General features: G+C 53.9%; 19 protein-coding genes. 7 read left to right on the top strand and 12 right to left on the bottom strand.

The window, feature by feature from the left end; genetic code table 11:
- Positions 1-18: 18 nt before the first annotated feature.
- Together nudK and aegA are read right to left on the bottom strand one after the other, a co-directional pair.
- Positions 19-594 (bottom strand): GDP-mannose pyrophosphatase NudK, encoded by a 576-nt coding sequence (gene nudK, locus HV311_RS06830; RefSeq protein ID WP_016157107.1) that lies wholly within the window; start codon positions 592-594, stop codon positions 19-21.
- A gap of 157 nt (positions 595-751) precedes the next feature.
- On the bottom strand, positions 752-2731 hold the full coding sequence (gene aegA, locus HV311_RS06825) for a formate-dependent uric acid utilization protein AegA (RefSeq protein WP_049270080.1): 1980 nt from the start codon (positions 2729-2731) through the stop codon (positions 752-754).
- A gap of 263 nt (positions 2732-2994) precedes the next feature.
- On the opposite strand from aegA, the gene narQ reads away from it, so the two are divergent.
- A complete protein-coding gene (narQ, locus tag HV311_RS06820) occupies positions 2995-4692 on the top strand; it encodes a nitrate/nitrite two-component system sensor histidine kinase NarQ (RefSeq protein ID WP_016157109.1) in 1698 nt (565 codons plus the stop codon).
- A gap of 184 nt (positions 4693-4876) precedes the next feature.
- Complete coding sequence (acrD, locus tag HV311_RS06815) at positions 4877-7990, top strand: multidrug efflux RND transporter permease AcrD (protein WP_016153965.1); 3114 nt, start codon at positions 4877-4879, stop codon at positions 7988-7990.
- 75 nt (positions 7991-8065) lie between these two features.
- Here acrD and ypfM read toward each other — a convergent pair whose 3' ends face one another.
- Positions 8066-8125 carry a protein YpfM gene (ypfM, locus tag HV311_RS06810; RefSeq protein ID WP_001386977.1) on the bottom strand — a complete coding sequence of 20 codons (60 nt, stop codon included), beginning with the start codon at positions 8123-8125 and terminating at the stop codon, positions 8066-8068.
- 389 nt (positions 8126-8514) lie between these two features.
- Here ypfM and HV311_RS06805 point away from each other — a divergent pair, with 389 nt between their 5' ends.
- The 3 genes from HV311_RS06805 to HV311_RS06795 are packed head-to-tail and all read left to right on the top strand — an operon-like array spanning position 8515 to position 10230.
- A complete protein-coding gene (locus HV311_RS06805) occupies positions 8515-8871 on the top strand; it encodes an ArsC family reductase (protein WP_016153966.1) in 357 nt (118 codons plus the stop codon).
- 3 nt (positions 8872-8874) lie between these two features.
- Positions 8875-10002, top strand: a complete 1128-nt coding sequence (gene dapE, locus HV311_RS06800) for a succinyl-diaminopimelate desuccinylase (RefSeq protein ID WP_016153967.1) — start codon at positions 8875-8877, stop codon at positions 10000-10002.
- A gap of 27 nt (positions 10003-10029) precedes the next feature.
- The gene (locus tag HV311_RS06795; RefSeq protein WP_003835080.1) at positions 10030-10230 is read left to right on the top strand and encodes a YpfN family protein; all 201 of its coding nucleotides are present in this window, start codon (positions 10030-10032) and stop codon (positions 10228-10230) included.
- Between the two features lie 48 nt (positions 10231-10278).
- Here HV311_RS06795 and ypfH read toward each other — a convergent pair whose 3' ends face one another.
- The 6 genes from ypfH to dapA all read right to left on the bottom strand — a co-directional run bounded on the left by ypfH (position 10279) and on the right by dapA (position 16831).
- On the bottom strand, positions 10279-10977 hold the full coding sequence (gene ypfH / locus HV311_RS06790; RefSeq protein WP_016153968.1) for an esterase: 699 nt from the start codon (positions 10975-10977) through the stop codon (positions 10279-10281).
- Positions 10978-11050: 73 nt separating this feature from the next.
- Positions 11051-13066 (bottom strand): tRNA(Met) cytidine acetyltransferase TmcA, encoded by a 2016-nt coding sequence (locus HV311_RS06785; RefSeq protein WP_191220893.1) that lies wholly within the window; start codon positions 13064-13066, stop codon positions 11051-11053.
- Positions 13067-13081: 15 nt separating this feature from the next.
- Complete coding sequence (gene ypfJ, locus HV311_RS06780) at positions 13082-13948, bottom strand: KPN_02809 family neutral zinc metallopeptidase (protein WP_016153970.1); 867 nt, start codon at positions 13946-13948, stop codon at positions 13082-13084.
- A gap of 128 nt (positions 13949-14076) precedes the next feature.
- Complete coding sequence (gene purC / locus HV311_RS06775) at positions 14077-14790, bottom strand: phosphoribosylaminoimidazolesuccinocarboxamide synthase (protein ID WP_003835086.1); 714 nt, start codon at positions 14788-14790, stop codon at positions 14077-14079.
- Between the two features lie 111 nt (positions 14791-14901).
- A complete protein-coding gene (bamC, locus tag HV311_RS06770) occupies positions 14902-15936 on the bottom strand; it encodes an outer membrane protein assembly factor BamC (protein WP_191220892.1) in 1035 nt (344 codons plus the stop codon).
- A gap of 16 nt (positions 15937-15952) precedes the next feature.
- Positions 15953-16831, bottom strand: a complete 879-nt coding sequence (gene dapA / locus HV311_RS06765) for a 4-hydroxy-tetrahydrodipicolinate synthase (protein ID WP_016153972.1) — start codon at positions 16829-16831, stop codon at positions 15953-15955.
- Positions 16832-16976: 145 nt separating this feature from the next.
- Between dapA and HV311_RS06760 the strand changes: the two genes are divergently transcribed.
- Together HV311_RS06760 and bcp are read left to right on the top strand one after the other, a co-directional pair.
- Positions 16977-17549 carry a glycine cleavage system transcriptional repressor gene (locus tag HV311_RS06760; RefSeq protein ID WP_019077363.1) on the top strand — a complete coding sequence of 191 codons (573 nt, stop codon included), beginning with the start codon at positions 16977-16979 and terminating at the stop codon, positions 17547-17549.
- The gene (gene bcp, locus HV311_RS06755) at positions 17549-18019 is read left to right on the top strand and encodes a thioredoxin-dependent thiol peroxidase (RefSeq protein WP_003835095.1); all 471 of its coding nucleotides are present in this window, start codon (positions 17549-17551) and stop codon (positions 18017-18019) included. Before HV311_RS06760 ends, bcp begins: the two co-directional genes overlap by 1 nt.
- A 115-nt stretch (positions 18020-18134) precedes the next feature.
- On the opposite strand, the gene iadA is transcribed toward bcp, so the two are convergent.
- From iadA to HV311_RS06740, 3 genes are read right to left on the bottom strand one after another with little or no spacing between them, the layout of a single operon-like run.
- Positions 18135-19298: a beta-aspartyl-peptidase gene (iadA, locus tag HV311_RS06750; protein WP_191220891.1), complete on the bottom strand. Its 1164-nt coding sequence runs from the start codon at positions 19296-19298 to the stop codon at positions 18135-18137.
- An 11-nt stretch (positions 19299-19309) separates the two neighbouring features.
- Entirely contained in the window at positions 19310-19771 is a 462-nt protein-coding gene (locus HV311_RS06745; protein WP_016157115.1) for a YjiG family protein, read from the bottom strand.
- Position 19772: 1 nt separating this feature from the next.
- Positions 19773-20432 carry a nucleoside recognition domain-containing protein gene (locus tag HV311_RS06740; RefSeq protein WP_016153974.1) on the bottom strand — a complete coding sequence of 220 codons (660 nt, stop codon included), beginning with the start codon at positions 20430-20432 and terminating at the stop codon, positions 19773-19775.
- Positions 20433-20591: the final 159 nt, after the last annotated feature.

The raw sequence follows: 20591 nt of genomic DNA, 5'->3' as shown, positions 1-20591 counted from the left end.
AAATATAAATCCCGCGCATTAGTCCATGAGATGCGACGACTGCAAATAGTTCAGCAATAGCACCGTCTTACCGTCACGGATCTCACCCGTTTTAATCATTTCCAGCGCCTGGGTGAACGGCAGCTCCAGAACCTCAATATCTTCATCTTCCACACCTCCGCCCGCATTTGCCCGCTGGCTGTCGCTGTATTGCGCAATAAAGAAATGAATTATCTCCGTCACGCCGCCCGGCGACATATAGAGCTCAAACAGCTTACGCACTTCACCCACTTCAAAGCCGGTCTCTTCAATGGCCTCTTTCCGAATGCACGCTTCCGGTTCGTCGTTATCCAGCAGCCCGGCGCAGGTTTCAATCAGTTGACCGCTTTCATTACCATTGACCCAGGTGGCGACGCGAAACTGGCGGATGAGCACCACCGTTTTCTTCTCCGGGTTATACAGCAGGATAGTGGCGCCGTTGCCGCGATCGTAAACCTCGCGTTTGTGACGAATCACCTCTCCATTGCTACGGGTCAGGTCATAGGTGATATTGCGCAGGATGAAGTAGTTATCGGAAAGGACCTTATCTTTGATGAGGGTAATTTTTTGCGACATACCGGCTCCACAGCAAGAAGTGAGAAATAATACTACGCCGTGAAACCGGGTTTGTCTTGGTGCAATGTCGGCCTGATAAGCGAAGCGCCATCAGGCAATTATGCGGCACAGAGCCGGATAGCAACGCTAACGCGCCTTATCCGGCCTTCTTAGCGACTTAGTGAGATTTGACTGATTTTACGCCCAGCCAGTCAACGATCCCCTGGGCGGCATGCCGTCCTTCCGCCATCGCCGTAACCACCAGATCCGCACCGCGTACCGCGTCACCACCGGCGAAGATTTTCGGGTTACTGGTTTGATAACGGTATGCGCTTTCAACATTGGCGGCAATGCGCCCCCAGTTATCGACCTTAACCCCATGCGTCTCCAGCCACGGCATGCCATGTGGGTGAAAACCAAACGCCATGATCACCGCATCTGCGGGCATGACAAACTCACTCCCGGCGAGGGGAACCGGGCGACGACGCCCCTGCGCGTCCGGCTCGCCAAGCTGGGTACGTAAAAAACGCACGCCGCTGACTCGCCCATCATCATGCAACACCAGCTCAACCGGCTGGACGTTAAACTCGAAGTTCGCCCCCTCTTCCCGGGCGTTCTTCACCTCTTTTTTCGAACCGGGCATGTTGGCTTCATCACGACGATAAGCGCAGGTCACCTGGCGTGCGCCATGACGCAGCGCGGTACGCACGCAGTCCATTGCCGTATCGCCTCCGCCCAGTACAACCACGTTCAGTCCGGCGGTATCGATGAACGGCTCTTCAGGCAGTTCATCCAGCCCCATCACCTGCTTGGTGTTGGCAATCAGGAACGGTAACGCGTCATAAACGCCAGGCGCGTCTTCATTCGGCAGATCCGCCTTCATGGAACGATAGGTTCCTACGCCCACGAACACGGCATCGTAATCCTCCAGCAGCGCCGACAGCGCCACATCCTTACCCACTTCACAGTTAAGTTCGAAATGAATACCCATGGCGCTGAAGATTTCACGGCGGCGGGCCAGCAGCGATTTGTCCAGCTTGAAGGCCGGAATGCCGAACGTCAGCAAACCGCCGATTTCAGGGTGGCGATCGTATACGGTGGCGCTGACTCCGCTGCGCGCCAGCACATCCGCGCAGGCCAGACCCGCCGGACCCGCGCCGATGATAGCAACGCGCTTATCCACTTTCTGCACGTGGCTTAAGTCCGGTCGCCATCCTTTGCTCAGGGCCCGATCAGAGATGTAACGCTCAATATTTCCGATAGTGACCGCCCCATGCTCGCTACGCACCGTACATGCCCCTTCGCAAAGTCGGTCCTGCGGACATACGCGCCCGGTCACTTCCGGCAGGCAGTTGGTCTGGTGAGAAAGCTCAACCGCCGCGTCGATATTCCCGGCTTTGACCAGTTCAATCCACTGCGGAATATGGTTATGCAATGGGCAGGTCCATTCGCAAATACTGTGGTCGCCGCATTTCAGGCAGCGGGACGCTTCCCGTTCCGCCTGCGCCGTACGAAACGGCAGATAGATCTCCTCAAAGCTGGTTTTACGGGCCTCAATTGCCAGCTTATCCGGCTCACCACGCGCCGGGGTCGCCTGCATTTGCTCACGTTTGGTAATTGCATGCGAAACGAAATCGGTGGCGTTGGCATGCCAGGGCTGGCTTTCCAGACTGGCGGTGCGTAGCCTGCGCGCTTTTGACAGACCAGTAAGCGAATTTTCCGTCACCAGTTGTAACGCTTGTGCCGGACAGTTCTCTACGCAGGCGGGTCCCTGTTCGCGTCCCTGACACAAATCGCATTTGTGCGCAGTGGCTTTCACCTTCCCTTTAGCGACAGGAGTGAGTACGATCTGCATCGTGCCGAAAGGACAAGCAACGACGCACGATTTACAGCCAATACACTTTTTCGGGTTCACCTGAACGCTGTCGTTATCATGGCTGATTGCCCCGTTCGGGCAACTTCTGGCGCAGGGCGCATCTTCACAGTGATGGCAGGTTACCGCACTGCGCTGCTGCTGATGCTTGATGACGGTAATTCGGGGCTGGAAATGCCGTTGACTCAGGACATGCTGCTCGCCGTTGTGAGCCATGACGCAGGCGACCTCACAGGCATGGCATCCCAGGCACTGCTGGCTATTAACCATAATAAAACGATTCATGGCTTCCTTCTTTTTTGGTTGCAAAAACCTTATTCTTTATATGAGTGTTGTTATTAACCGACACGGAAGGAAGCGGCAATGTTCATTTGCCCAGGAAGCACAACTATTTATCCAGAACCTGTGGCAGATCAATTTATTTCATCGCATATGAAATTGCGTTTCAGTTACCATCCAGTTTCATGGCGTTTTATTAACATTTATCAAATACACCGCATCGTTCGGGCTGTTTTAAGGCGCGACGTGTATTGTGTGAGGATGCACAAGTGACGGTAAAGCGTCCGGTCTCGGCCAGTCTGGCTAAAGCTTTTTTCTACATAGTGCTGTTGTCGATTCTCTCAACGGGTATTGCTCTGCTCACGCTGACCAGCAGCTTGCGAGATGCTGAAGCCATCAACGTGGCTGGCTCATTGCGCATGCAAAGTTACCGTCTGGGTTACGATCTGCAAAGCCAAAGTCCGCAGCTTAACGCTCACCGCCAGCTTTTCCAGCAGGCGCTAAACTCGCCAGCACTCCAGAACCTGAACGCGTGGTATGTGCCTCAAGCGGTAAAAAGTCGCTATGGACGTCTACATGCAAACTGGTTGGAAATGAACGCCCGTCTGATCGATGGCGATTTAAATTGGTACCAGAGCAATATCAATAACTATGTCGATCAAATCGATCTCTTCGTGCTGGCGCTGCAACATTATGCCGAACGCAAAGTGATGCTGGTTTTTGGTATTTCACTGGCGGGCGGGATCGGCATATTCACCCTCGTTTTCTTTACCTTACGGCGTATTCGCCAGCAGGTGGTGCGTCCGCTGAATAAGCTGGTGGTGGCCAGCCAGCACATTGAACACGGTCAGTTTGACATCCCGTCGCTGGATACTGATTTGCCCAACGAACTCGGGTTGTTGGGCAAGACCTTCAGCCAGATGTCGAGTGAATTACACAAGCTGTACCGCTCACTGGAAGCGTCTGTCGCTGAGAAGACCCACGATCTCCACGAAGCTAATCGTCGTCTGGAAGTGTTGTATCAGTGCTCTCAGGCGTTAAATACCAGTCAGATTGATGTGTACTGCTTCCGCCATATTTTACAGATCGTCCGCGAGCATGACGCCGCCTATTTCCTGGAACTCACCGTCGGAGATAACTGGCGAATTAGCGAAGGCGCAAAAAGCCCCGAGCTGCCGATGCAGATCCTGCCGGTCACCATGCAGGAAACCGTCTACGGTGAACTGCACTGGCAAAGCCCGAACGTCAATGCTTCTACCCCGCTGCTTAACAGCGTCTCCTCGATGCTGGGTCGCGGGTTGTACTTCAACCAGGCGCAAAAACATTTTCAGCAGCTGTTGTTAATGGAGGAACGGGCGACGATTGCGCGCGAGCTGCACGACTCGCTGGCGCAAGTGCTCTCTTATTTACGCATTCAGCTCACGCTGCTGAAGCGTTCGATTCCCGAAGATAACGCCCCAGCGCAAAGCATTATGGCGGATTTTTCTCAGGCGCTGAACGACGCCTACCGCCAGCTACGCGAACTGCTCACCACCTTCCGCCTGACTTTACAGCAGGCCGATCTCCCCTCCGCCCTGCATGAAATGCTGGAAACGCTGCAAAATCAGACATCGGCTAAACTGACGCTTGATTGCCGGTTACCGACGCTGGCGCTGGACGCGCAAATGCAGGTGCATCTGCTGCAGATCGTCCGTGAAGCGGTGCTGAACGCGATTAAACATGCCAGCGCAACCGAAATTGCCGTCAGTTGCGTGACTGCGCCGGATGGTAATCACACGGTTTATATTCGCGATAACGGCATCGGCATTGGCGAGCCGCATGAGCCTTCGGGGCACTATGGGTTAAATATTATGCGCGAGCGGGCGGAAAGGCTGAGCGGCACGCTGACTTTCTCTCAACCCTCCGGAGGGGGAACGCTGGTGAGCATCAGTTTTCGTTCGGCAGAATCCGACGGTGAGCTAACGTAAAGAACCGCAAAGCGCCGTCGGTTCTCGATCCAGGCCTGACGGCGTTGGCACGAAAGGTATGCTGTAAACGGGCATGATAATTTACATTATCTTCTTTTTTTCTCCACGTTTGCCCCGTACCTTGCCGCTAAAGTGAAGCAATTCACACCCATAACGATACGCAGAAACACGAGGTCCCCTTTTAATGGCGAATTTTTTCATCGATCGCCCCATTTTTGCCTGGGTGTTAGCAATCCTGTTGTGCCTGACAGGAGCCCTGGCTATTTTTTCGCTGCCCGTTGAGCAATATCCCGATCTGGCACCGCCAAACGTGCGGGTAACCGCGAACTACCCTGGCGCGTCCGCACAAACCCTGGAAAATACCGTCACCCAGGTTATCGAGCAGAACATGACCGGTCTCGATAATCTGATGTACATGTCGTCGCAGAGCAGCGGGACAGGCCAGGCGTCGGTTACGCTGAGCTTCCTCGCTGGAACCGATCCTGATGAGGCCGTCCAGCAGGTGCAAAACCAGCTGCAATCGGCAATGCGTAAGCTGCCGCAGGCGGTACAGAATCAAGGGGTCACGGTGCGCAAGACCGGTGACACCAATATTCTGACCATCGCCTTCGTCTCCACCGATGGCTCAATGGATAAGCAGGACATCGCCGACTACGTCGCCAGTAATATCCAGGATCCGCTCAGTCGTATAAACGGCGTGGGCGATATTGACGCCTACGGTTCACAATATTCCATGCGTATCTGGCTCGACCCGGTCAAACTTAACAGCTTCCAGATGACCGCCAAAGATGTGACCGATGCTATCGAGTCACAGAATGCGCAGATTGCCGTCGGGCAACTTGGCGGCACGCCTTCGGTGGACAAACAAGCGCTGAATGCGACGATCAACGCCCAGTCGCTGCTGCAGACTCCGGATGAATTCCGCGCGATTACGCTACGCGTCAACCAGGACGGCTCAGAAGTTAAACTGGGTGATGTGGCGACGGTCGAAATGGGAGCGGAAAAGTACGACTATCTCAGCCGCTTCAACGGCCACCCGGCTTCCGGTCTGGGGGTAAAACTGGCCTCCGGTGCTAATGAAATGGCAACTGCGGAGCTGGTTATCGACCGCCTGAACGAGCTCTCACAGTATTTTCCGCACGGGCTGGAATACAAGGTGGCGTATGAAACTACCTCCTTTGTCAAAGCCTCAATTATCGACGTGGTGAAAACGCTGCTGGAAGCGATCGCGCTGGTATTTCTTGTGATGTACCTGTTCCTGCAAAACTTCCGCGCCACGCTGATCCCTACAATCGCCGTTCCCGTCGTCCTGATGGGTACTTTTTCCGTGCTCTACGCCTTTGGCTACAGCGTTAACACCCTGACGATGTTTGCGATGGTGCTGGCGATCGGCCTGCTGGTCGATGATGCTATTGTGGTGGTGGAAAACGTCGAGCGTATTATGAGTGAGGAAGGCCTCTCACCGCGGGAAGCGACGCGGAAATCGATGGGGCAAATCCAGGGCGCGCTGGTCGGTATCGCAATGGTGCTGTCGGCGGTGTTTATCCCGATGGCCTTCTTCGGCGGCACTACCGGGGCTATTTACCGCCAGTTCTCGATTACCATCGTCTCCGCAATGGTTCTTTCAGTTCTGGTGGCGATGATCCTCACCCCTGCCCTGTGCGCCACTCTGCTCAAACCGCTACATAAAGGCGAGCATCACGGCCAAACCGGTTTCTTTGGCTGGTTTAACCGGATGTTTAACCGCAACGCCGAACGCTACGAAAAAGGCGTCGCCAGGATCCTGCACCGCAGCCTGCGCTGGATACTGATTTACGGCCTGCTGCTCGGGGGTATGGTTTTCCTGTTCCTGCGCCTGCCAACCTCCTTCCTGCCGCTCGAAGACCGCGGCATGTTTACCACCTCGATACAGTTGCCCAGCGGCTCGACCCAGCAGCAAACATTGAAAGTAGTTGAGGAAGTGGAGAAGTATTACTTCACCCATGAGAAAGACAACATTACGTCGGTCTTTTCCACGGTCGGTTCTGGCCCTGGCGGGAACGGTCAAAACGTGGCGCGGATGTTTGTCCGCTTAAAAGACTGGGATGATCGCGACACCACCACCGGAACCTCTTTCGCCATCATCGAGCGCGCGACTAAAGCCTTTAATAAGATTAAAGAAGCCCGCGTCTTCGCCAGCAGTCCTCCGGCGATTAGCGGTCTCGGGAGCTCCGCTGGTTTCGATATGGAGCTGCAAGATCACGCCGGTGCGGGCCATGATGCGTTAATGGCCGCGCGCGACAAGCTGATTGAGCTGGCCGGGAAAGACGCGTCTCTGACCCGTGTTCGTCATAACGGTCTGGACGACAGCCCGCAGTTGCAAATTGATATCGATCAGCGCAAAGCCCAGGCGCTGGGCGTTTCCATTGATGACATCAACGACACCTTGCAAACGGCCTGGGGCTCCAGCTACGTCAATGACTTTATGGACCGGGGTCGCGTGAAGAAGGTTTACGTACAGGCGGCAGCAAAATATCGCATGCTCCCGGACGACATCAATCTGTGGTACGTCCGCAATAATAGCGGCGGCATGGTGCCTTTCTCGGCCTTTGCCACGTCGCGCTGGGAAACGGGTTCACCGCGTCTGGAACGCTATAACGGCTACTCCGCCGTCGAGATTGTTGGCGAAGCCGCTCCCGGCGTCAGTACCGGTACGGCGATGGACATAATGGAATCGCTGGTCCACCAGTTGCCGACCGGATTCGGACTCGAATGGACCGCGATGTCTTACCAGGAACGGCTGTCGGGCTCTCAGGCGCCAGCTCTGTACGCCATTTCTTTGCTGGTGGTGTTCCTGTGTCTGGCGGCCCTGTACGAAAGCTGGTCGGTTCCCTTCTCCGTCATGCTGGTTGTTCCGCTGGGGGTCATTGGCGCGCTGCTCGCTACCTGGATGCGCGGTCTGGAAAACGACGTGTACTTTCAGGTCGGGTTACTCACCGTTATCGGGCTTTCGGCGAAGAACGCAATATTGATTGTTGAATTCGCCAATGAGATGAACGAGAAAGGTCACGACTTGCTCGACGCCACGCTGCATGCCTGTCGCCAACGCTTACGCCCAATTCTGATGACGTCACTGGCGTTTATCTTTGGGGTGTTGCCGATGACCATCAGCAGTGGTGCAGGTTCCGGCGGTCAGCATGCGGTGGGTACTGGCGTAATGGGCGGGATGATTTCAGCCACTGTCCTTGCGATTTACTTCGTTCCTCTGTTCTTTGTGCTGGTACGCAGACGTTTCCCGTTGAAGCCACGCCCAGAATAATCGGACACAAAAAAGGCGACTTACGTTGAGTCGCCTTTTATTATCCTTTGCAGGATATGAATTTCTTCCAGAAAATTATTTACGAAGCATCACTTCGATAAAGTCTTTCCAGTTCCCCAGTTCACGTTCAATCATAACAACCTCTCTTATTATTATGGGCATTCTACGAAATCATCATCATAAAAAGAAGATCATTTAACCAATGGTTGCGATTACATCCTCCAGTGTTCGGGGGTATATGTAATCACTATGCGCTAACCCCATAAATTTTATGTGACTTACTGCAATATTTTGAAATATTCATACATCATCTACGACTTTGGCAATTCTGATGGAAAAACAGGCTGATGCAAACAGGCAAAATCTGATTTTCAGTTCCCCGTGAATTTTGGAACTTTCAGGAATCATTATTCACCATTCAACAACAATGTTATATTTTTCTATAACGGTTCGATGACAATATGTATTATTCATGTTTATAGAACACGAGAATAAATATTCAAATTACGTCAATAAGGATTCAAATGATCACCCTCTACGGCATTAAGAATTGCGATACGATTAAAAAAGCCAGACGCTGGCTGGAAGACAATGGGGTCGACTACCGCTTCCATGATTATCGCGTCGACGGCCTGGACAACGCGTTATTACACGCCTTTATCAGCGAATTAGGTTGGGAGGCGCTGCTCAATACACGTGGAACCACCTGGCGCAAACTGGATGAAGCCACACGTAACCAAATCACCGATGCGTCCTCTGCTGCTGCATTGATGATTGAAATGCCTGCAATTATCAAACGCCCATTGCTCTGCGCGCCGGGTAAGCCTATGCTGCTTGGCTTTAGTGAATCCAGTTATACGCAGTTTTTTAATGAGGTATAGTCTATGTCGTGCCCGGTTATTGAGCTGACACAGCAGCTTATTCGCCGTCCTTCCCTGAGCCCGGATGATGCCGGGTGCCAGGCGTTAATGATTGAACGCCTGCGCGCGGTAGGTTTTACCGTTGAGCGTATGGATTTTGGTGACACACAGAATTTTTGGGCATGGCGCGGCAAAGGTGAGACTCTGGCATTTGCCGGTCACACTGACGTAGTGCCTGTCGGCGATGTCGATCGTTGGATTAATCCACCGTTCGAACCGACCATTCGCGATGGCATGTTGTTCGGGCGTGGCGCAGCCGATATGAAAGGCTCACTGGCGGCAATGGTCGTGGCCGCAGAACGTTTTGTCGCCCAGCATCCGAACCATCAGGGTCGTCTGGCGTTTTTGATAACCTCTGACGAAGAGGCCAGCGCCCAAAACGGCACCGTAAAAGTGGTTGAAGCACTTATGGCGCGCAATGAACGACTGGATTATTGTCTGGTTGGCGAGCCGTCCAGCACGGAAATCGTTGGCGACGTGGTGAAAAATGGGCGTCGTGGTTCACTGACCTGCAATCTGACCATTCACGGCGTGCAGGGCCACGTAGCCTACCCGCATCTGGCCGATAACCCGGTACACCGCGCGGCGCCAATGCTTAATGAACTGGTGGCGATTGAGTGGGATCAGGGCAACGAATTCTTCCCGGCTACCAGCATGCAGATTGCCAATATTCAGGCAGGAACCGGCAGCAACAATGTTATTCCCGGCGAACTGTTTATCCAGTTCAACTTCCGTTTCAGCACCGAATTAAACGATGAAATGATTAAGTCCCGGGTACTGGAACTGCTGGAGAAACATCAGTTGCGTTATACCGTCGACTGGTGGCTTTCCGGTCAGCCGTTCCTGACCGCACGCGGTAAACTGGTGGATGCGGTGGTGAACGCCATTGAGCACTATAATGAGATTAAACCGCAGTTACTGACTACAGGCGGGACGTCCGACGGGCGTTTTATTGCCCGCATGGGGGCACAGGTAGTAGAACTTGGGCCGGTCAACGCCACCATTCATAAAATTAATGAATGTGTTAATGCCGCCGACCTGCAGCTGCTTGCCCGTATGTATCAACGTATCATGGAGCAACTCGTCGCCTGATGAGTGTTCCTGTAAGAGGAAATGAGCATGGACTGGCTGGCAAAATACTGGTGGATTCTGGTGTTGGTGTTTCTGGTAGGCGTATTGCTGAACGTGATTAAAGATCTCAAGCGCGTCGACCACAAGAAATTTCTTGCCAATAAGCCGGAGCTTCCCCCGCATCGTGATTTTAACGATAAATGGGATGACGACGACGATTGGCCAAACAAGGATCAACCGAAGAAATAAGCCAACGCAGGCCGAATGGCGGTTTCACATCGCCATCCGGCCTGCGAGTTAAATCATCTCAATCACATCATCATCGTGAGGCTTACCGCCGCTCAGCGCTTCATCAAAGTAGTGCTTCGGTACGGTAAAACGCAGGTGGTCGAGCGCAAACTGCATACTGCGTTCATCAATGGCGTGCCCCAGATTTTCGACGATATCCAGCGTCACATCCCCACCGGCACGTATTAACGCCTCCTGCGCGGCAACGGCATGAGATAACTCAATCACCCGGTCTTCACCGCCGTGAATCAAATGCACCGTCGTCGCGGTAGTTGCAACCTCCGGCAACGTGGCATAGCGACCATTAAAGGCGATGACCCGCGACGCCAGCCCAGGCTCGGCTTTAATACTCTCAAGCGACATAATCGAGCCCTGAGAAAAACCAATCAGCGCGGTCGCCTGAGGTGAAACGCCGCTTTGCTTCTGCCAGTAGCGAACGGTTTCGATAAAGACCGGCATAATCGCGTCAATACGCGCCTGGCGGTTCTCTTCCGTTACCCCCTGTACCGAAAACCACTGACGGCCGGAAGTCGTACCATAAGGCTCTGCCCCGCCAATGCTGACGATTAGCGCATCAGGAAACAGCGGCGCAAACCAGGAGCCAATTTCGCCCATGGCAACCGGGTTATCGCCGACGCCATGAAACAGCAACAAGAGCTGTTGAGCGGGTTTATCGGGACTTTGAACAACAAAATGGTCATGTTTCATGGCGATCTCCTTAACTGATGAGAATCATTCTACGCCGCTTAACCGCAATGACCATGCCAGGAAATTGAAGAAGTTAGTGAAAAAATTGCCATTGCATAATGCGATTATGTAGCCGTTGTTCACGCTCAGCATCCAGCTGTTGTAAGGCCTGCGCCGCCTCGGCGCGCTGAACTGCCAACAGCGCTTTGCGACCCGATATTTTCAGCTGTTGGCACAATTCAGCATCGCTGCGTTGAGCCTGTATACGCCCGCGTAATGCCGGAAGAGGCAACTCGCTGTGCTCAAGCAAACGACTCAGACAACCTAATGATGTCAGTAATGGTCGATGCGCGAAGGCAAACCCAGCCAGCTCACCCCAGTCATCCTCATTAAGCGTAGTCTCTTTCAGTGGTACCAGCGGAATGCGCTCTGCGTTCCACTGAGCAAGAATCTCCGCATCCCGTCGCAGGCGCTGGTGCGCCCGCCAGGCAAGGCGTTTTCCTGCTTCGCTGATGGGCAGCACCGCCATAGCGGTATAACAGCCGCTGCTGGCTTCCCGATGATTGCCCATCCGTACCAGGACAAAACCGCAGCGCTGCCAGAAACGCCATAATTCAGCCGTATAACCAAAGCTGACGGACAGATAGTCGCACTGCGTGCAATAGTGCCGGACCTGCAGAATCAGCTGTTGCCCAATACCTTCCCTTTGACGCGCGGGATGAACCGCAATTCGACTGACCCGCCGCCCGACGAGCGTCGCCGCCAATGGGTCTCCGCCGTGCGCCGCCAGTGACTGCGCAACCAGATTTCCTCTTGGTCGGCGATATCCGGCCCAGACGGCCTGGCTTAATTCTGCGGATAATCCCCCCTCGTCGACCAGCCAGACGGCGCCCGCCACCGAGTCAGCAGCCGAAGCCTGAAGAAAATGCTGACCCGGCGCGTCCATCATTCGCCGCAGATCCAGTGGCGAGGTGCGATAATGCGCGCCGGAAAGCAGCTGATATACCGCTAACGGCAGCGCCGGGTTTGTCTGCCATGAGAGTTGCTCAAATGCCGAGAAGCTAAGCTCCCCCAAGGGGGCATGCGCAAAGGTTTCGTCGTCAAACACCAGCGCATCGCTGACGATTTTCTCCAGCGGACATCCCTGCGCCCAGCGTACGGGTTGTTGCAACTCATAGCGTCGAAGATGGGGAAAGCGGGCGCAAAATTTCAGCAAAAAACCTCTGCCGGTTCCCTCGTAGCCCTGTACGGTGGTGGTTAACAGCGTACGAGGGAAACGCGCAACCAGTTGGTGTAGCAGCGGCGCGGGGATCGCGGCGGCTTCATCCACAACCAGCCAGTCTGCGGTTGCAGAACTGCTTAACAGCGCATCCGGGGCCATAAAGCGGTATCGCTCTGCGGCAAATTGCGCCAGCACATCCGTTGCCGCTTTAGCAGGCGCGGTGACAATCGCGGTCCCGTTGATACGTGCTATCAGTTGCCCTGCCAGAGCCGATTTACCCCGGCCACGTGCGGCTGTGACCGCAGCCACGCCGGGAGGCATATCCAGCAACTGGGTTAAAATCATCGCCTGTTCTGGCTGAGGGTCACCGGTTGCCGCGTGCCAGACTGCACGAACAGGAAAACGCGGGCTGGAAACTGCGTGATGCTGCTGCCAGTGCAGAGCCTGTCCGTCACGGGAAATCACCCGTTTGACATGTTCAACAAAGTGCGGCGTTGGGATAGGTTCAGCACAGTCGCTCCAGCGCAGTGAATCCACGTCCGGATGCGTGTGCCAGGTATGCCAGGGGGGAGTCAGCAAAACCAGCCAGCTCCCGGCGATCAGCGTTCCGCTTAAGGCGGCAAATGCCGCAGCGTCAAATCCCTGCCCGGCGTCAAAAACCGCATGACGAAACTCGCGGCCTAATAACGTTTGCAGCGCCTGTGGCGTACAGTTTGGCTCAGCAGGGGCGGGTGCGCCCACCCATAACCAGTCGCCGGGTAACGTGTCGCGTAGCGCTAAAGCCCGCTTCTGACACCAGTTCCCCTCGCCACTGATAATCAGCAGACGACGGATCCCTTCGTGGGCCATCTGTTCAGTTAACGCGCTCAGCGCCGTATTATCAGACATCCCTGCCTCAGTAGCTTAAATGCCTTTACCAAAAGTATTACATTGTCCCGGATCGCCGCTGTCAAAACCGCGTTTGAACCAGCTAAGCCGCTGCTCAGAAGTGCCGTGGGTAAAGCTGTCCGGCACAACGCGTCCTTGTCCCTGCTGCTGCAGGCGATCGTCGCCAATAGCCTGAGCGGCGTTCAGCGCTTCTGCCAGGTCGCCGGACTCCAGCACGCCCTGCTGCTGCATACTGTTGCCCCAGACGCCGGCAAAGCAGTCCGCCTGCAGTTCCATACGTACGGAAAGACGGTTCACCTCAGCCTGTGAGGCATTCTGCTGCATCTGGCGAACTTTCGGTTCAATACCCAGCAGTTTCTGCACGTGGTGACCCACTTCATGGGCGATAACATAGCCCTGAGCAAAATCACCATCGGCGCCCAGCTTGTTTTTCATGTCATCATAAAATGAGAGGTCGATATACACGGTACCATCCGCCGGGCAGTAAAACGGCCCCATCACGGACTGACCCGCGCCACAGCCGGTACGCGTCGCTCCGCGATACATTACCAGCTTCGGCTGTTGGTAGGTCCGGCCCATTTTTTCAAACTGCTGCCCCCAGGTATCTTCCGTGGTGGCCAAAATCACCGAGGTAAATTTTGCTGCTTCATCATCGTTTGGGCTAATGGAGTGTGATGATTGCTGTTGGGAAACTGGCTGGCCGGTCATTAATCCGGTGAGATCCACGCCATAATATCCCGCCACCAGCACCACAATCAGCAGGATGATGCCGCCTTTACCACTGGGCAAACGAAAACCAGGGCCGCCTATAGAAGGGCCGCCACCGGAACTATTTCGTCTGTCTTCCACATTGTCACTTTCACGACGCCCTTGCCAGCGCATAATCACCTCAACTTTTTATTCATTATGATGATGATCGTAGGCGGTTCGGAACAGGATTACCATAAGAAACAGTAATCAAAATCGGCGGGATTGATGAGCCGGAGAGCGATCGCCGGCTCAGGGGAGGATTAGTCTAACTTCACACCCAGACGATGCGCGACGGCTTCATAAGCTTCGATCAGGCCGCCCAGGCTCTGGCGGAAGCGATCTTTGTCCATTTTATCCAGCGTTTCTTTGTCCCACAGACGGCTGCCGTCCGGTGAGAACTCATCGCCCAGGACCACTTCACCTTTATACAAACCAAACTCAAGTTTGAAGTCGACCAGAATCAGACCGGCATCATCAAACATCTTTTTCAGCACGTCGTTGGCTTTGTAGGTCAGCTCTTTCATACGCGCCAGATTCTCTTTGCTCACCCAACCAAAAGTTTCGCAATAGGAATCGTTAATCATTGGATCGTGCATAGCATCGTTTTTCAGGAACAGATCAAACAGCGGCGGATTCAGTTCAATACCTTCTTCAACGCCTAAACGCTTAACCAGGGAACCTGCTGCGCGGTTACGAACCACACATTCAACCGGTACCATCTCCAGTTTTTTCACCAGACATTCAGTATCGGAAAGCAGTCGCTCCATCTGGGTAGGAATGCCCGCTTCTTGCAGTTTAGTCATAATGAAATGGTTGAACTTGTTGTTCACCATGCCTTTACGATCAAACTGTTCAATGCGCGCGCCATCCCCTGCTGACGTATCATTGCGGAATTCGAGCACCAACAGGTCCGGGTTTTCCGTGCTGTATACGGTCTTCGCTTTACCACGATACAACTCAGCTTGCTTTTGCATCTTTATTACTCCTGGGTGTGAATTAACGATAAATATTGCGTTTTTCTGCCGACGCACACGTTTGCGTATCATATCAGAAAAAAAGGGCTGGAGTTATCCAGCCCTTTATTTTTACTTACTGAACGCTGCCTGGAAGACGGCGACCAGCGCGTCGTTCTGGCTTTGCGTCAGGGTATGCCCCTTCGGATCGATAAACTGCAAGCTACTGCGGTTGTCTAAATCACCGACCTGCAGTTTATAGTCGCCGGATACCAGACCCGGATCGCTTGCGCCCAGCTCCTGCCAGTTGCTATCAGACAGTGGTTTGTAGGTCACGGCGATGCTGCCCTGAGAACGGGTGCTGTCGGTCACTTTCATCCCCACTTTCTCAAGCGCTGCCGGCAGACGCTGCCATACCACGTTGAACGGTCCACGTACCACCAGCATCGGTAAACCGGTGTCATCGGCAGCACTCTGAACATCCATGGTGGCGGCAGAGCGGTTCTGCGCGGCATTCGCGGCATCAGTGGCGTTCTTATCCAGACCTGCGGAGATAACGTTCATCATCTCAGCGCTGTAACGCTGCATTGATGCTGGATCAGCTACAGGTTTACCGGCCTGCTCGAGGTTAATCAGTTTCACCGTTACCGCTTGCTGATAACCCTGCGGTTTAACCGAGATTTGATAACGTCCACGGTACTGCTCGTCTTCATCCAGACGGTTCCAGTTAACCCAGTCGGTGGTCAACGTCTGGCTGTCATCATCACGTTTGGTGATCGTGTAGTTTTTAGACTGAATGACGCTAACGACCTGTGGCCACAGCGTGTTGCCACGACCATTTTCCACCAGCAATGTCGACGTATCACCCGCGATCTGAGTGCGAGCGCCGGTGACTAGTGCTAACGGCTGAGCCGGCGGGCGAATGTCCAGCGCTTTACCAACAGCACCGCTGCCGTTGGTGACCGGGATATTATAGTCACCCGACATAACCGGCAGAATCATCCCAGCTGGAGCGTGAAGCTCAGCAAGCGGTGCGGCCTCCAGATAGGATTCATCACCGCTCACCTGGCGCTTATAACGCGAGTCAGAACTACAGGCCGCGAGCAACATAACAAGCGAAACACCCGCAACCTTGGCCAGGCGCGACTTTTGTACTGAGTAAGCCATCAAATCTCCCTAAACTTTACAGCAAACCGGCATGCTTAAGCGCCGCTTTGACGATTTCACGAGCATTATCCGTGATTGGCGTCATCGGCAGACGTAGCGTATCGGTCGCCACAAGTCCCAACTCCTTACACGCCCATTTCACTGGGATAGGATTGGGTTCGACAAATAGTTTGTTGTGTAACGGCATCAGACGCTGGTTAATCACCCGCGCCTCGGCAAAGTTCCCGGCTGCCGCCAGTTTGCACATTTCGGCCATATCGCGTGCCGCAACGTTAGACGTCACGGAAATCACGCCATGACCACCGAGCTGCATAAAATCCAGTCCGGTCGCGTCATCACCGCTGAGCAGAATAAAGTCGTCTGAAACCAGCTCTTTGATCTGGTGAACGCGACTTAAGTTCCCCGTGGCCTCTTTAATAGCGATAATATTTTTTACTTTCGCCAGGCGACCAACGGTTTCCGGCAACATATCGCAGCCGGTACGGGACGGTACATTATACAGAATTTGCGGCAGGTCAGTATGTTCAGCGATGGCTTTGAAATGCTGGAACAAACCTTCCTGGGTTGGGCGGTTGTAGTAAGGCGTCACCGTCAGGCAGCCGACAACACCACTGTCGTTGAAACGCTGCGTCAGACTAATGGCTTCCGCGGTCGCATTAGCGCCGGTTCCGGCAATCACCGGAATACGCCCGTCGGCCAGCTCCAAGGTCATCATCACCACATCGCCATGCTCATCATGACTCAGGGTGGCAGACTCACCGGTGGTGCCAACCGAAACGATCGCCGAGGTGCCGCTGGCGACATGATAATCAATCAGTTTTTTCAGGCTCGACCGGCAGACTTTACCTTTCTCATCCATCGGCGTAACAAGCGCGACAATACTTCCCGTGAACATGGGCCATCCTCTGTGCAAACAAGTGTCTCAATGGTACGTTTGGTACGACAATAAAAGCAAGCGACCAGAGCCGTTCTGATTGTTGTATGCATGTTTTTTTTATGCTTTCCTTATGATTACCTCACCGCTCAAAGGAAGAACAGGTTTGACATCGTCATCGCAACACTATCTGGTCATTACTGCGCTGGGTGCTGACCGCCCGGGAATTGTGAACACCATCACACGTCATGTCAGCAGTTGCGGCTGTAATATCGAAGACAGCCGACTGGCCATGCTGGGTGACGAGTTCACCTTTATCATGTTGCTGTCGGGCACCTGGAATGCCATTACCCTAATTGAATCAACCTTGCCGTTGAAAGGTGCAGAGCTGGATTTACTGATTGTGATGAAGCGCACGACCGCACGCCCCCGTCCGGCGATGCCCGCTACGGTATGGGTGCAGGTCGATGTTCCTGATTCTCCGCATTTGATTGAACGCTTTACCGCCCTGTTTGACAGCCACCAAATGAATATTGCGGAACTGGTTTCACGCACGCAACCGGCTGAGAACGAAAAGGCGGCACAGCTGTTTATTCAAATTACCGCACATAGTCCTGCGTCACATGATTCGGCAAATATTGAAGATGCGTTTAAAGCACTCTGTACAGAACTCAATGCGCAAGGCAGTATTAACGTCGTCAATTACTCACAGCATGATGAACAGGATGGAGTTAAGTAATGAACCCACTGAAAGCCGGTGATATCGCACCGAAATTTAGCTTGCCGGATCAAGACGGAGAACAAGTAAATTTAACCGACTTCCAGGGACAGCGTGTTCTGGTTTATTTTTACCCGAAAGCCATGACACCCGGCTGTACCGTTCAGGCCTGCGGCCTGCGCGATAACATGGATGAGTTAAAAAAAGCAGGTGTTGAAGTGCTGGGAATCAGCACCGATAAACCAGAGAAGCTTTCCCGATTCGCGGAGAAAGAAGTCCTTAACTTCACGCTCCTGTCCGACGAAGATCACCAGGTTTGCGAGCAGTTCGGCGTCTGGGGTGAGAAGTCATTTATGGGCAAAACCTATGATGGCATCCACCGCATCAGCTTCCTGATTGATGCTGAAGGGAAAATTGAGCATGTGTTTGATGACTTCAAAACCAGCAACCACCACGACGTGGTAATGAACTGGCTGAAAGAGAACGCCTGATTTACATTTTGCCGGATAGCGCCTGATGGTGACGCCACGCGTCTTATCAGGCCACCATCCGCATAACTCCGTAGCCGGATAAGGCGTTTACGCCGCCATCCGGCATCAACGTCGTTTATTCAAACGTCCCTTTTACACAGGCTTTTTTCTCTCTGACGACGGCTTTTCCCTTCGCCCACAGGTGATGAACTTCAAGCGCATCATTGAGCACCAGAATGTCGGCATCGCATCCCACCGCCAGACGCCCTTTATGTTCCAGTCCCAAAAATTCTGCGACCGTTCGCGTCAGCGGACACAGCGCCAGTTCCAGCGGTATGGCATGAACCTTCACCAACTGGCGCACTGTTTCAGCCAGTGATTCAAACCCTGCGACACCGATGCCGGTAAGATTACCGTAGTCATCAAATTCCGGCTGGCTACCGTTGCCATCCGAACTCAAGGTAATACGCGACAGCGGCACGTTCTGGCGTAGCGCCGTGGCGATAGCCGTGGCCGGGTCGACGGGTTCATCAATGCTGCTGGTAATGTCGATATAACCGCCTTTGCGGGCATACTCCAGCGCCGACTGAAACAACGGTTCCGCACGATTGACGTGTGTGGGCAGCAGCTTGGTAATCGGTACATCGCAGCTGTCGAGGATCTGGTACAACGGCTCCAGCATGCGCGGGCTGTCGCCCATATGGAAGACGCTAATCCCCGGCTTGCGCCCTAACAATCCGCCAACGCGCGACTGCGCCGCCATGTTTGCCAGCGCCGAGGTGTCCGGGGCTGAAGAACGATGGTCCGAAACAGCACATTTCACGCCAATGATTTTATCGATCAGCACCACATCGCGATCGATACTGCCGGTGATGGTCGGAGAAGGCAGAGAATACGCCCCGGTCAGCATCCATGCGCTGATGCCTTCAAATTCCAGCGCGCGGGTTTTCGCCAGCAGCGATTCAGGGTGACGGGTAATACCATCTGTCCCCAGCAATCCCACCACCGAGGTGACGCCAGCTTCAACCAGCCGCGACAAGCGCACTTCCGGCGTGCGGGTGTGCGGCCCCGCTTCTCCGCCGCCGCCAATCAGATGGACGTGTTGATCGATAAATCCTGGGCACACAATCGCACCGTCAAGATTGATACACTCGCAGCCAGGAAAATCGTCAGGGGAAATCGACGGCGCGATGGCAACAATTTTGCTGTCAGACACCAGTATATCCTGGCGCCCTAAGTCTTCCGGCGCGTACACGTGTCCCTGCTGGAACAACGTCAAATTAAGAATGGAACAGTTCATAACCTTCCTTGTCAGGCAATAACCTGCATAACCCAAATAGAGAGCAGCGCATTAATTACGCATACCGCAATAATAAGCGGGTAATAACGGGGATGGACCCCCGCGGTACCCAGACAGCGTCCCACATTTTGCACCGGATTGCCCATCAGGTAGATAGCCGGTAACAGCACCGTAGCATCATGTCCCGAAAGCGTACCGGCGATAACCAGGCTGGCGCAAACACCGACGCCGCCTCCCATACTCATCACCGCCGCCAGCAGTACGGTAGCAGATTCCCCCGGCAGTCCCCACAGCGCCATTACCGGCTCACATACCCGCCCGACAATCTCGAGCAGTCCCGTCACCTTCAGCGCCTGAATAATCACAAACGCCATTACCACGTTAGGCAACAGGCTGGTTGTTGCAATAGTGAATCCGCGCCGTGCGCCATCGATAAACATATCCATGACGTTTTTACGTACTTGCGTTGTCATCTCACGCCTCCTGCTGCGTACGGCGATTTTCCAGCTGCGCAATCCACAAACGCAGCAGGTTCGCACCCACAAATTTGAAGACAAGGATCACCGCCAGGGGCGTAATCACCGGAACGGTAACCATCGTAAACAACGCGGCACCCGAGGAAAAATAGTTGGTAATACACGCACTGCCGCTGGTTTGCCAGCAGGCAAAAATGGCACGTTCCTGTTCAGTGATAATGCCCTCTTCCGCCATTTCTTTAGTCATCCCTGCCGCAGCATCGGTATTTTGCAAATTCGCAATCAGCGCCAGCGAACAAATACCTGGAATACCGAGTAACGGGCGCAGGACTGGCGTCATCAGTTGCTGTGCCGCACGCAACCCTCCCAGCCCTTCGGTGACGGAAATTATCCCGAGTGAAAGAATGACGGAAGGCGCCAGCTCAAGCGCGAATAAGAAGCCGTCTTTTGCGCCCATACCGCCCGTGCCGCGAAAAGAGACCGCCGTGTCCCCCGCCGCATTAATCTGCCCAAACGCACCGTTGAGAACGGTGAAATCAAAGACTCGCCACCATTCGGTACTTTTCGCAAACATGCCGGAAAAAAGAATAATCGTAATAAAAAAAGCGAGATAACCGCCCCATCCCACCTTCTGCTGCGTGTGTGTGTTGTGACCCATTTTGTTCTCCTGTTGGCCTTATTCCTTGCGTGACTTAAAGACATCACGCGGGTCAAGTTAAAGACAAACGCAGAGAAAAACGACACCAGAAGAGATTATTCAGAATGTGTGGATAGAGGTCAGACAAGTTCGGCTCCGGCGACATTGCATCGCCGAAGC

The sequence above is a fragment of the Citrobacter sp. RHBSTW-00881 genome, assembly GCF_013728515.1.
GTDB classification, from domain to species: Bacteria; Pseudomonadota; Gammaproteobacteria; order Enterobacterales; family Enterobacteriaceae; genus Citrobacter; species Citrobacter braakii.
The sequence above is the reverse complement of the archived record's forward strand: the minus strand, read 5'-3'. Positions and strand labels throughout refer to the sequence as shown.